Raw genomic sequence first — 11,614 nt, 5'->3', positions numbered from 1 at the left:
AGCCGGCAGCCGCCGTGGCTCAGCGGCCCAGCGGCCAGGCCGGCGCGTGCCGGTTCAGTTCCTCGTCGTCGCCCGCGTACCGCGCGCACGCGTCGGTGAGCGTCTCCAGCAGGGTCAGCGGGTCCGGCAGCGGATGCTCCGGGCCCCGCACCCACTCCACTGCCAGATCACCGGGGAGCCGGGCGGGCGGTACGAGCACATAGCTGCCCCGGCAGTGCCAGCGCAGCCCCGGGTGCTCGTCCATCGTCTCGGGGTGGCAGTCCAGCTCGCACGGCCACCACTCGTCCTCGTCCTCGGGCGTGCCGCGGGTGGCGGTGAAGAACAGCAGTCGTCCGTCGCCGCCCGTGCCGCCGGACTCGGCGACCGGACCGACGTCGATGCCCTGCTCCAAGAGGCGTTCCAGCGCGCTGAGCCCGGCTTCCAGCGGGACGTCGAGGACGTCGTGGACCATGCCGGTCGCGGTGATGAAGTTCGCCTCGGGCTGGCCCTGGGCCCACCGCTCGATCTGGGCGCGGTCGGTCGTGGACTGGGTCTGCCAGGCGAAGGAGACGGGGTGCATGGCGGGCGTCGGACAGCCGATGCGGTCGCAGGAACAGCGGTAGGCGACGGGATACGCGGCGGGCGCGAGAGGCAGTCCGGCTCCGGCGGCGGCCAGGAGAAGCGACTCGCGGCGTGAGTCCTCCGGCTCGGTGTCGCGGGGGCGCCGGCGCAGCCACTGGGGCAGCCGGCTCTCGCGGGGGAGCCTGTTCTCCGTGCCGCGGTAGCGGCCTTTACCGTCGCCCATCTATCCCCTCACACCTCACACTCGGCACCGGCGGACTCTGCCATGGTCCCACCATCCTGCTCCCCGGGTGGCCACTGTCCCCAACCGGGGGGTGGACCCCGGCATTCCGCAGGGGGTCAGCCGCGGGGCGCGAGACCGTTCAGCGCGTAGTCGACGACGGTGTCCGCGTACGCGTGGGTGAGGGGCAGCGTGCGCAGCAGCCAGCGGTGGGTGAGCGGCCCGACCAGGAGTTCCAGCGCGATCCGCAGATCGGTCCCGGCCCGTACCTGGCCCGCGTCCTCGGCGGAGCGCAGGCGGGTCGCGTAGAGCTCCAGCTGAGGGTCGAGGAGCTTCTCGACGAACCGGGCCCCGAGCACCGGGTCGATCACACCCTCGGCGGCGAGCGCGCGTGCGGGTCCGTCGTAGGCGGGGCTGTTCATCTCGTCCACGGTGGCCCGCAGCACGAGTTTGAGGTCGGACGCGAGGTCGCCCGTGTCGGGGATCTCGGCCTCCCCTGCGGCCGCCTGCTCGGCCAGGTCGAGAAAGGCTTCGAGGAGCACGGCCGACTTGGAGGGCCACCAGCGGTAGATCGTCTGCTTGCCGACACCGGCCCGGGCAGCGATGCCCTCGATGGTGGTGCGGGTGTAGCCCTCCTCGGTGACGAGGGCGAGGGCGGCCTCGTAGATCGCGCGGCGGGAGCGTTCGCTGCGGCGGCCGGCGTCGGGTGCCTTGGTGTCGGTCATCCCGTCAATCTAGGTGCCGCTCCCGGCAACAACAAACCGATACGTATCGTCTCGATTCGTCGGTTCGCGTGACACGGCGGAGTACGCCGGCCTGCGCTTACCTCACAAATCGGTGAACCACGTGGTCGATCTCCTGCGAAGCGGCCGGTTAGGCCGCACCATGGCTGCACGCAGACCGCGTGCCCCTGTTCGTTCGTGAGGAGCCCTCATTGCGCTCATCGCTTCGTGACGCATCGCCGCGTCGCTATCTCATGTGCCCACCCGTGCACTTCAAGGTGACGTATTCCATCAACCCATGGATGGATCCGGCGAAACCGGTCGACCTGCCGCTGGCCCTGACCCAGTGGGAGGACCTGCGCGACCGCTACCGCGCACTCGGCCACACCGTCGAGCTGCTGGAACCGCAGCCCGACCTGCCCGACATGGTCTACGCCGCGAACGGCGCGACCGTCATCGACGACCGGGTGCTGGGCGCCCGGTTCGCCCACCGGGAACGCGAGGCCGAGGCGGCCGCGCACCTCGCGTGGTTCCGCGCGGCCGGCTACACCGAGATCCACGAACCGCTGCACATCAACGAGGGCGAGGGGGACTTCGCGGTCACCTCGTCCTATGTGCTGGCGGGCCGCGGGTTCCGCTCCAGTCCGCTCTCGCACGACGAGGCGCAGGAGTTCTTCGGCCGGCCCGTGATCGGGCTGGAACTGGTCGATCCGCGCTACTACCACCTGGACACCGCGCTGAGCGTGCTGGACGACGCGGCCGACGAGATCATGTACTACCCGGGCGCGTTCTCGCCCGGCAGCCGCAAGGTGCTTGAACGGCTGTTCCCCGACGCGCTCATCGCCGAGGAACGGGACGCCGCCGCGCTCGGCCTGAACGCGGTGAGCGACGGGCGCCATGTGCTGCTGCCGCAGGCGGCGGTCGGCCTCTACGAGCCGCTGCGGGACCGCGGCTTCGAACCCCTGGGCATGGACCTGGGTGAACTCCTCAAGGGCGGTGGCAGCGTGAAGTGCTGCACACAGGAGCTGCGCCCCTGAGATCAGCCGGTGTGGGGCGGCCAGGCGTCGCCCCACGCCGCATCGCGCGCGGCCCTGTAGAGCTCGCCGTGGCGCTTGGTCGTCGTCGTACGGGTCAGGGCACCCTCCGGCTCGCAGAGGTCGAGCAGCACCAGACCCTTGCGGATCTGCGGCTTGCGCACGATCCGCGAGGACGCCGGCTCCGGCGGGAAGCGGGTGGCCGCGACATAGCTGAACTTCTCGTCCTCGTACGGCAGGGAGCCGCCCTTCACCTGCCGGTGCAGCGAGGAGCGGCTGACGCGGGCCGCGAAGTGGCACCAGTCCGTGCCCGGGACGATCGGGCAGTCACCGCTGTGCGGGCAGGGCGCCGCCACGGTCAGTCCCGCCCCGATGAGCCGGTCGCGGGCCTCGATGATCCGGGCGTAGCCGTCCGGGGTCCCCGGCTCGACGATCACCACGGTCTGCGCGGTGCGCGCCGCCTCGGCGACCACGGCGGCCCGGTCCGCCTCGGTGAGTTCCTTGAGGACGTAGGACACCGTGACGAGATCGCTGCTCTCCAGCCGGAGCGACGCACTGATCCGTGAGCGCTCCCAGCGGGCGGCGCGCAAGGCGGGCACACCCGACGCCGCGGCCAGCTCCCGGCCCAGCGCCAGCGCCGGCTCCGCCCAGTCGAGCACCGTGGTGCGCGGGGACTCGTCCGCCCAGGCCTCGGCCACGGCCCAGGTCGCCGCACCCGTGCCACCGCCGATGTCGGTGTGGGTGGCCGGGGTCCACCCGGGCGCGGCGTCGCGCAGGGCGCCGAGCGCGGACCGTACGGCCTCGAAGGTCGCGGGCATCCGGTACGCGGCGTAGGCGGCGACGTCGGAACGGTCGCGCAGCACGGGGGCGTCGGTCGGCGTCGTCCCGCGGTAGTTGGCGATCAGCCGGTCGACGGCCTGAGCGGCCTGCGAGGGCGGCAGCCCGTCCAGCAGGCCGGCGAGTGCGCTGCGCAGGGCGTCCGCGGTGGGAAGGGTGGCGTTCACCGAGTGATTCTAGGTCCTGTCCGGTGGTCTCCGCGGCCCGCGAAGATCAGCCGGACAGGACCGCGGCGATCGACGCGGCCACCCCGGGGCACGGCGGGGGCCACCGCTTCGGGTACGGGATCGAACTGCTGTGGCCTCAGGGGCGGTTGCTACGCTGTGGCCCTCGCCGCACACGGAACGTGAGGCGTCGCTTCCGGGGGGACCATGAGACAGCGGGTCGTGCGGTTGGCTCTGGTGGCCGGGGTGGTCGCGGTGGCGCTCCTCCTCGCACTGAGCCTGCACGGCGGCGAGGGCGGGACCTCGGAGGACAAGCCGCGCAGTACCGCCCGGCACTCCGCGGCCCCCCGGCCCCGCCTCACCGTGCCCGCCGGGTACGACCCGAAGCCCGGCTGGGAGATCGCGATGGCGTCGGACGAGTACGCGGTCGCGCGGAAGGCCGGCCGGATCGGCTATCTGGAGCGCACGGGCGGCGACCGCTTCCGGCTGCGGACCCTGGACGCGGCCACCGGCAGGGCCGGCTGGACCGGCCGCCCGTGGCGTCCGCCCGCCTCCGACGGTCCTCTCCCCCGGCTGCTGTCCGTCGCCAGGGACGGCCGCGAGTACTTCGTGACCTGGACGTTCGGACGGGCGGGCGAGGACACGCTGACCACGGCCGGCACCTTCGTCGTACTCGATGTGTACGGCGCCGACGACGGGTCCCGGCGGCGGGTGGAGATCCCGTGGGCGACCCCACCGACCGTGTCCGGCACCGGTCCCGGCATCCTCGTCGGCGACGGGCGCACCCGCAGCGCCGTGGTCGACCCCGCGTCCGGCACGGTGACACAGGTGCCCGAGACGTCGCTCGGCCACCCGAAGGGCTGCGCGGGGTGCCGCCGGCTGACCGAGGTGCGCGCCCTGACCGCCAAAGGGCTGCTGCTGAGCGGCGAGTCGGGCTTCTGGGTCCGCGGGGGCTGGTACAGCCGCGATGTCGCCCCGGCGGGCAGCGACCGCGCCTCGGGGGTGCCGACGTCGGTGGCGGCCGGCCGGCTGCTCGCCGTGTGGCGGCCCGCCAAGGGCGCCAAGGACGCGGCCACGCACGACATCTGGGCGGTGCACGACTCGGCGTCCGGCCGTCCGCTGGTCCAGGTGCGGTGCCGGCGGCCGGCCATCGAGCCGGGCGAGTACCCGCAGGCGGTGCTCGCGCCCGGCGGCGGTTTCCTGGTCGCCGGGAACCTCGCCTTCGACCTGGAACGGCGCAGGGGCTACTGCTTCGAGGAGTCGGACGGCTCCAAGCCGCTGACGCTGACGACCGTGACGGATGCCGGTCTCGCGTACGGCGCGACGAGCGCCCGCGGCCCGGCGGACGCGCTGGCGGGCGGCGGCACGCCCATCGCCCTGGAGCCGGCGTCGGGGGTGCCGCAGCCGCTGGCCTCCGGGGTACGGCTGCCGGGCGCGGAGGCCGCGGGCGTGGGCCTCTTCGGCTGGACGGACGCCCAGGACCGGCCCCGGCTGAGCGGGCATCCGGCCCGTACGCCCTGAAGCGCGCCCATACGCCCTGAATCGCGGTGGGCGGTGGGGCGCCCGCGGCTCAGGCGATCGCTTCGGCGCGCCGCTGCCACGGCCTGCACAGCCCGAGGAAGCAGCCCACCGCGCCGATCGCGCAGGTCAGTTGGACCGCGGCCATCGGGACGGCCGTCGCCTCGCCGGCGATCCCGACGAGAGGTGAGGCGACCGCGCCGAGCAGGAAGGCGGAGGTGCCGAGCAGCGCGGACGCGGAGCCGGCGGCGTGCGGAGTGCGCATCAGGGCCAGGGCGTTGGTGTTCGGCATCGCGAGGCCCATCGAGGACATCAGCACGAAGAGTCCGGCGGCCACGGCGAACAGGCCGGCCCTGCCGAAGACGCCCGAGGTCATCAGCAGCAGCCCGGTCGCGGCCAGGGTGATCATGCCCAGACCGAAGCCGAGCGCCTTGTCCAGACTGACCCGGCCCACCAGGACCCTGCCGTTGATCTGGCCGACCGCGATGAGGCCGACGGAGTTGAGGCCGAAGAGCAGGCTGAAGGTCTGCGGGGACGCGCCGTAGATCTCCTGCACGACGAACGGCGAGGCCGCGACATAGGAGAACAGCGCCGCGAAGGCGAGCCCGCCGGTGAGCATGTAGCCGCTGAAGACCCGGTCGCCGAGCAGCGACCGAACGGTACGCAGGGTCTCCCCCACGCCACCGCTGTGCCGCCGCTCCGGGGCCAGCGTCTCGGGCAGCCACCTCACCACCACGAGGGTGAGCAGGATGCCGACTCCGGTGAGCACGACGAAGATGCCGCGCCAGTCGGTGACCCGGAGCACCTGGCCGCCGATGAGCGGGGCGATGATCGGGGCGACGCCGGATATCAGCATCAGGGTGGAGAAGAACCGGGCCATCTCGACGCCGTCGTACAGATCGCGGACCACGGCGCGGGCGATGACGATGCCGGCGGCGCCCGCGAGGCCCTGGAGCAGCCGGAAGCCGATGAGCAGCTGGACGGAGGGGGCCACCGCGCAGATCGCGGTGGCCACGACGTACACGACCATGCCGATCAGCAGCGGTCTGCGGCGTCCCCACCGGTCGCTCATCGGGCCGACGACGAGCTGGCCGAACGCCATACCGGCGATGCACGCGGTCAGGGTCAGCTGGACCGTGGCGGCGGGCGCGCTCAGGGAGTCGGTGACCGCGGGCAGCGCCGGGAGGTACATGTCCATGGAGAGCGGCGGCAGTGCGGTGAGTCCGCCGAGGACGAGGGTGACGAGGAGGCCGACGCGGCGCGCGGCGGCGACCGCCTCGCGGGCCACGGGAGCGACGGGTCCCGTGGGAGCAGGCGCCGACACCGGGTCGGCGGACGGTATGTGTCCTTCTGTACGGTCCTGGCCGGTCTCCGGCTTCGGCATTCGCTCTCCATGTTGTTGAATCCCTCCCTATGCTCTCAGCTCGTCCGGAGTGGTCGAGTCCCTTTTCAGGCGGGGATGGAATGAGCGACATCATGCGATGGGGCGTACTGGCGACGGGCGGCATGGCCGCAGCGTTCACCGCTGATCTGCAACAGATGCCCGACGCCGAGGTGGTGGCGGTGGCGTCCCGCAGCGATGCGTCGGCGCGGGCCTTCGCCGACCGGTTCGGGATCCCCCGGGCGTACGGCGACTGGGCCTCCCTGGCCGCCGACGAGGACGTCGATGTGGTGTACGTCGCCACACCGCACTCCGCGCACCGGGCGGCCGCGGGGCTCTGTCTGGCGGCCGGAAAGGCGGTGTTGTGCGAGAAGGCGTTCACGCTCGACGCCGCCGAGGCCGGGGAGCTCGTCGACCTCGCCACCGAGCGCGGGCTGTTCCTGATGGAGGGGATGTGGATGTACTGCCATCCCCTGATGCGCCAACTCGTCGAGCTCGTCGCCGACGGCACGATCGGCGACATCCGCTCGGTGTCCGCCGACTTCGGGCTCGCGGGCCCGTTCGACGCCGGCCACCGGCTGCGCGATCCGGCGCTCGGCGGCGGCGCGCTGCTCGATCTCGGCGTCTACCCGGTGTCGTTCGCGCAGCTGCTGCTCGGCGAGCCGGACCGGATCGAGGCGCACGCGCTGCTCGCGCCCGAGGGCGTGGACCTGCACACGGGCATGCTGCTGGGCTGGGAGTCGGGCGCGTCCGCGCTGCTGTCGTGCTCGATCGTGGCGGACACCCCGATGACGGCGTCGGTGACCGGCACGAAGGGCCGCGTCGAGTTTCCGCGCGGCTTCTTCCACCCCGAGCGGTTCGTCCTGCACCGGGAGGGCGAACAGCCGCGGGAGTTCGCGGTTCCGGCCGACCCGCATCCGTTCCGGCACGAGGCGGCCGAGGTGATGCGGTGTCTGCGGGCCGGCGAGAAGCAGTCGCCGCTGGTGCCGTTGGAGGGGACGCTCGCCGTGATGCGGACGCTCGACGCGGTACGGGACCGCGTCGGCGTCCGCTATCCCGGCGAGGCGGGGCGAGGGAGCGTCACACCGGGGTGAGACCCGGGTTGCCGGACTCGGTGACGAAGGACGCCGCCGTGGTGAGCGGCGCGCCGGGGGTGGTGACGGCGCTGACGGTCTTGAAGTCCGCCCGTGCCTGCCGCTCGCCGTAGGTGACCGTCACATAGCCGCGCCGGCCGTTGTAGAACTTCATGTGCGGGTTGGCCTGGGTGAAGCTGTCCCAGTTGGCGGGCTTGTCGGCGCCGTCCTTGCCGCTGCTGACGGACGTGGCGACGATCTCGGTGCCGAGCGTGCGGGACGCGGGGTCGGCCCAGTCCTTCTTGAGGTCGAAGCCGTAGCCGACGTGCACGTCACCGGTGAGGACCATCAGGTTCTCGATGCCGGCGGTCTGCGCGCCGGCGAGAACCCGCTGCCGGGACGCCGGGTAGCCGTCCCAGGCGTCCATGCTGAGCTTGTAGGCGGCGGTGGGGACGTCCCGGCGCTGGGCGAACGTGACCTGCTGGGGCACGACGTTCCAGCGGGAGCCGGACCGCTTCCAGCCGTCGATGAGCCACCGCTCCTGCGTCGCACCGGTGAGGGTGCGCGACGGGTCCTCGGACTCCGGTCCCGGCACCTTCCAGCCGTCGCCGTACGCCTGGTCGGAGCGGTACTGGCGGGTGTCGAGGATGTCGAACTGGGCGAGCCGGCCGAAGTGCAGCCGCCGGTAGAGCTGCATGTCGGGCCCCTTGGGCTGCTGGGGCCTGCGCAGCGGCTGGTTCTCCCAGTACGCCCGGTAGGCGGCGGCGCGGCGGAGCAGGAACTCCTCCGGCGGGACGTCGTTCTCGGGTGTCTCGTCGGCGTAGTTGTTCTCGGTCTCGTGGTCGTCCCAGGTCAGGACGAAGGGGTGCGCGGCGTGGGCGGCCATCAGGTCGGGGTCCGACTTGTAGAGGCCGTAGCGCATCCGGTAGTCCTCGAGCGTGACCGTCTCCCGGTTGAAGTGGGCGGGCAGCCGGCGGTCGGTGTAGTTGCGGGCGCCGCCGACGGCGTTCACGGCGTACTCGTAGAGGTAGTCGCCGAGGTGGAACACGGCGTCGAGCTCCTCCGCGGCGAGATGCCGGTACGCGGTGAAGTAGCCGTCGTGGTACGCCTGGCAGGACACCGCGGCGATCTTCAGCTCGCCGATGCGCGCGGAACGGGCGGGTGCGGTGCGGGTGCGGCCGACCGGGCTGATCCAGGTGCCGGTGCGGAAGCGGTAGTAGTAGGGACGGTCGTTGTCGAGCCCGCCGGCCTCGACGTGCAGGCTGTGGTGGAACTCGGGGTGAGCGGTGACCGAGCCGCGCCGTGCGATGCGCGCGAAACGGGAGTCGTGGGCGATCTCCCAGCGCACGGTGAACGTGCCGCGGGGCAGTCCGCCGTCGGGCTCGTAGGGACGGGGGGCGAGACGGGTCCACAGCAGGACGGAGCCGGGCTGCGGGTCCCCGGACGCGACGCCCAGCGTGAAGGGGTCCTCGGTGATCTTCCTGGAGTCCAGTGCGGCCGCGTGGGCGGTGCCGGGCAGGTCGACGGCGAACGCGAGCGCCGCGGCGGCACCGGTCACGGTGAGAAACCTGCGGCGGCCGATGTGCTGGGCGGCGGCCCGGAGCTCGGGTGCGTGCGATGCGGGTCTCATGTGCCCCTCCCATGACGGATGTTGTCCTTCCGCATTGGAGTAGGGGCCGACGACTCTGCGTTGTCGAGTACACAACATCCGTATGTCGGTCGGATGAGTTCCCCGTACAGGTACGCGGCTACGCTGCGCGTCCATGAACACTGGGACGAGGATTGCGGTGGTGACGGGAGCGGGTTCCGGCATCGGCCGGAGCGTCGCGCTGACGCTGGCCGAGGCGGGATGGTCGGTCGCGGTGGCGGGCAGAAGGGCTGAGGCTCTGGAGGAAACGGCGTCGCTGGCGGGTGGGAATGTCCTGTGTGTTCCCACTGATGTGACGTCACCGACCGATGTCACCACGCTCTTTGCCACGGTTTGTCAGCATTTCGGGCGTGTCGACCTGCTCTTCAACAACGCGGGGGTGTCGGGCCCTCGGGGCGTCCGCTTCGAGGACCTCTCGTACGAGGACTGGCGCACGGTGGTGGACGTCAATCTCACCGGCGCGTTCCTGTGCGCGCAGGCCGCGTTCCGGGTGATGAAGGACCAGTCCCCGCAGGGCGGGCGGATCATCAACAACGGCTCGATCTCGGCGCACGTCCCGCGCCCGGACTCCGCCCCCTACACCGCCACCAAGCACGCGATGACCGGTCTGACGAAGTCCCTGTCGCTCGACGGCCGCCCCCACGCGATCGCCTGCGGCCAGATCGACATCGGCAACGCGGCCACCGAGATGACGCAGCGCATGCGGTCGGGGATTCTCCAGGCGAACGGCGAGGTGGTCGTGGAGCCGGTGATGGACGCGGCGGACGTGGCACGGACGGTGCTCCACATGGCGGAGCTGCCGCTCGCCGCGAACGTGCAGTTCGCGACGGTGATGGCGACGGCGATGCCGTACATCGGGCGGGGCTGAGGGAGCGGACGCTCCGGGGCGGGTGCCTCGGGGCGGGTGCGGGTGCTCCGGGGCGGGTGCCTCGGGGCGGGTGCGGGTGCTCCGGGGCGGGTGCCTCGGAGCGGGTGCGGGTGCTCCGGGGTGCGTGCGGGTGCTCCGGCTCCGGGTCGCGTGCGAGTACTCCGCCCGCGCCCGGGCCGCCCGGAGGGCGGCCGGAACCGCGGCCCGGAGTCGCGGCCTCCGGGGCGTGCTGCCGGGGCGCCGTACTGCCGGAGGGTCAGTCGGTCGGCCGCCGCAGCCGGGCCACGAACTTGTACCGGTCGCCGCGGTAGACCGCTACCCCGGGGGCTCACCCTCCGAACCGCACCGGCAGGTACTTGATCCCGTTGATGAAGTCCGACCGCATCCGCCGCGGCTCCCCGGTCAGCTCCACCTCCGGGTGCCGGCGCAGCAGCTCCCGCGTCAGGGCCTTGATCTGGGTCCTGGCCAGACCCGCGCCGAGACAGAAGTGCGGCCCGCCGCCGCCGAAGGTCAGATGCTCGTTCGGGGTCCGGCGGATGTCGAAGGTGTCCGGCTCCTCGAAGACCGCCTCGTCCCGGTTGGCGGAGGTGTAGTACAGCACCGCCTTCTGCCCGGCCTTGACCGGTACGCCGCGTACCTCGGTGTCGCGGGTCGCCGTACGCCGGAAGTTGTGGATCGAGCCGTTCCAGCGCAGCAGTTCCTCCGTCGCCGTCGCCCACAGCGCGTCGTCGTCGATCCCCGCGGCCAACTCGGCCCGAGCCGCCGGCTGTTCGACGAGCGTGAGCATCGTGCCCGCCAGCAGGTTGCGGGTGGTCTCGTTGCCGGCCACGACGAGCGTCACGAAGAACATGTCGATCTCGTGGGTGCTCAGCCGCTCCCCCTCGACCTCCGCGTGGACCAGCGCGCTCATGATGTCGTCGCGCGGTGACCCGCGGCGGACGGCCGCCAGATCGTCGCAGTAGGCGTAGATCTCCGCGGCCGCGTTCTGCCCGTCCTCGGGGGACGTACGGAAGTCCGGATCCTGGTGGCCGACCATCCGGTTGCTCCAGTCGAAGATGCGGTCCTCGTCCGTGGCCGGGACGCCGATCATCTCGCAGATGATCTGCAACGGAAGGCGGGCCGCGATCTCCTGGACGAACTCCGACTCGTACCCCTTCGCCGAAACCGTCGACGCCAGCACCTCTGCCCGGCGCTGGATGTCGTCGGTGAGCTTGCGGACCATGCGCGGCGAGAACGCGGAGCTCACCAGGCGCCGGTAGCGGGTGTGCTTGGGCGGGTCCATCCCGACCAGGGTGAGGCCGAGACTCTCCAACGCCTCGGGAGTCTGGTCCCGGATGAAGAACGAGCCGAGCTCCACCGACCACAGCTCGGGGTCACGGCTCGCGGCGACGATGTCCTCGTGCCGGGTGAGCGCGAAGAAGCCCTGGTTGTCCGGGACTTCGTGCCAGTGCACCGGATCCTCGCGGCGCAGCAGGGCGAACTGCCGGTGCGGAACCTCGCGCGCCCACGTGTCCTCGAGCAGATCGATCATGACCGGGCTCCCCGGGATGTCGTCGCAGTGGCGGTACACCCCGAGGAACCCACAGAT

At 72.2% G+C, this 11,614-nt stretch carries 10 protein-coding genes; 4 read left to right on the top strand and 6 right to left on the bottom strand.

Going from position 1 to position 11,614, the window contains the following annotated elements:
- Positions 1 to 19: 19 nt before the first annotated feature.
- Both ACFWU3_RS21385 and ACFWU3_RS21380 read right to left on the bottom strand, forming a co-directional pair.
- Positions 20 to 784 (bottom strand): bifunctional DNA primase/polymerase, encoded by a 765-nt coding sequence (locus ACFWU3_RS21385; protein ID WP_384439726.1) that lies wholly within the window; start codon positions 782 to 784, stop codon positions 20 to 22.
- A 116-nt stretch (positions 785 to 900) separates the two neighbouring features.
- A complete protein-coding gene (locus ACFWU3_RS21380; RefSeq protein WP_384439723.1) occupies positions 901 to 1,506 on the bottom strand; it encodes a TetR/AcrR family transcriptional regulator in 606 nt (201 codons plus the stop codon).
- Positions 1,507 to 1,715: 209 nt separating this feature from the next.
- Here ACFWU3_RS21380 and ddaH point away from each other — a divergent pair, with 209 nt between their 5' ends.
- Positions 1,716 to 2,540 (top strand): dimethylargininase, encoded by an 825-nt coding sequence (gene ddaH, locus ACFWU3_RS21375; RefSeq protein ID WP_384439720.1) that lies wholly within the window; start codon positions 1,716 to 1,718, stop codon positions 2,538 to 2,540.
- Positions 2,541 to 2,542: 2 nt separating this feature from the next.
- Here the strand turns inward: ddaH and ACFWU3_RS21370 are convergent, their stop codons facing one another.
- On the bottom strand, positions 2,543 to 3,541 hold the full coding sequence (locus ACFWU3_RS21370; protein ID WP_384439718.1) for a small ribosomal subunit Rsm22 family protein: 999 nt from the start codon (positions 3,539 to 3,541) through the stop codon (positions 2,543 to 2,545).
- A 204-nt stretch (positions 3,542 to 3,745) separates the two neighbouring features.
- Between ACFWU3_RS21370 and ACFWU3_RS21365 the strand changes: the two genes are divergently transcribed.
- Positions 3,746 to 5,059 (top strand): hypothetical protein, encoded by a 1,314-nt coding sequence (locus tag ACFWU3_RS21365; RefSeq protein WP_384439715.1) that lies wholly within the window; start codon positions 3,746 to 3,748, stop codon positions 5,057 to 5,059.
- Between the two features lie 49 nt (positions 5,060 to 5,108).
- Here ACFWU3_RS21365 and ACFWU3_RS21360 read toward each other — a convergent pair whose 3' ends face one another.
- Complete coding sequence (locus tag ACFWU3_RS21360) at positions 5,109 to 6,440, bottom strand: multidrug effflux MFS transporter (RefSeq protein ID WP_384439712.1); 1,332 nt, start codon at positions 6,438 to 6,440, stop codon at positions 5,109 to 5,111.
- 80 nt (positions 6,441 to 6,520) lie between these two features.
- On the opposite strand from ACFWU3_RS21360, the gene ACFWU3_RS21355 reads away from it, so the two are divergent.
- The gene (locus ACFWU3_RS21355) at positions 6,521 to 7,531 is read left to right on the top strand and encodes a Gfo/Idh/MocA family protein (protein ID WP_384439708.1); all 1,011 of its coding nucleotides are present in this window, start codon (positions 6,521 to 6,523) and stop codon (positions 7,529 to 7,531) included.
- Here the strand turns inward: ACFWU3_RS21355 and ACFWU3_RS21350 are convergent.
- A complete protein-coding gene (locus ACFWU3_RS21350) occupies positions 7,518 to 9,140 on the bottom strand; it encodes an alkaline phosphatase D family protein (protein WP_384439705.1) in 1,623 nt (540 codons plus the stop codon). The genes ACFWU3_RS21355 and ACFWU3_RS21350 overlap by 14 nt on opposite strands.
- Before the next feature lie 133 nt (positions 9,141 to 9,273).
- Between ACFWU3_RS21350 and ACFWU3_RS21345 the strand changes: the two genes are divergently transcribed.
- Positions 9,274 to 10,026 carry an SDR family oxidoreductase gene (locus tag ACFWU3_RS21345; RefSeq protein ID WP_384439702.1) on the top strand — a complete coding sequence of 251 codons (753 nt, stop codon included), beginning with the start codon at positions 9,274 to 9,276 and terminating at the stop codon, positions 10,024 to 10,026.
- Between the two features lie 328 nt (positions 10,027 to 10,354).
- Here ACFWU3_RS21345 and ACFWU3_RS21340 read toward each other — a convergent pair whose 3' ends face one another.
- Positions 10,355 to 11,557 (bottom strand): cytochrome P450, encoded by a 1,203-nt coding sequence (locus ACFWU3_RS21340; RefSeq protein ID WP_384439699.1) that lies wholly within the window; start codon positions 11,555 to 11,557, stop codon positions 10,355 to 10,357.
- Between the last annotated feature and the right edge of the window lie 57 nt (positions 11,558 to 11,614).

Origin of the sequence: Streptomyces sp. NPDC058685, from assembly GCF_042714725.1 — a bacterium.
Taxonomy (GTDB): domain Bacteria; phylum Actinomycetota; class Actinomycetes; order Streptomycetales; family Streptomycetaceae; genus Streptomyces.
The sequence above is the reverse complement of the archived record's forward strand: the minus strand, read 5'-3'. Positions and strand labels throughout refer to the sequence as shown.

What these genes read in the sequence shown, in the direction of transcription:
- ACFWU3_RS21345 (WP_384439702.1), top strand. Translation starts at nt 9,274, where the DNA reads ATGAACACTGGGACGAGGATTGCGGTGGTGACGGGAGCGGGTTCCGGC.
- ACFWU3_RS21340 (WP_384439699.1), bottom strand. Translation starts at nt 11,557, where the DNA reads ATGATCGATCTGCTCGAGGACACGTGGGCGCGCGAGGTTCCGCACCGG.
- ACFWU3_RS21365 (WP_384439715.1), top strand. Translation starts at nt 3,746, where the DNA reads ATGAGACAGCGGGTCGTGCGGTTGGCTCTGGTGGCCGGGGTGGTCGCG.
- ACFWU3_RS21350 (WP_384439705.1), bottom strand. Translation starts at nt 9,140, where the DNA reads ATGAGACCCGCATCGCACGCACCCGAGCTCCGGGCCGCCGCCCAGCAC.
- ACFWU3_RS21380 (WP_384439723.1), bottom strand. Translation starts at nt 1,506, where the DNA reads ATGACCGACACCAAGGCACCCGACGCCGGCCGCCGCAGCGAACGCTCC.
- ACFWU3_RS21385 (WP_384439726.1), bottom strand. Translation starts at nt 784, where the DNA reads ATGGGCGACGGTAAAGGCCGCTACCGCGGCACGGAGAACAGGCTCCCC.
- ACFWU3_RS21360 (WP_384439712.1), bottom strand. Translation starts at nt 6,440, where the DNA reads ATGCCGAAGCCGGAGACCGGCCAGGACCGTACAGAAGGACACATACCG.
- ACFWU3_RS21355 (WP_384439708.1), top strand. Translation starts at nt 6,521, where the DNA reads ATGAGCGACATCATGCGATGGGGCGTACTGGCGACGGGCGGCATGGCC.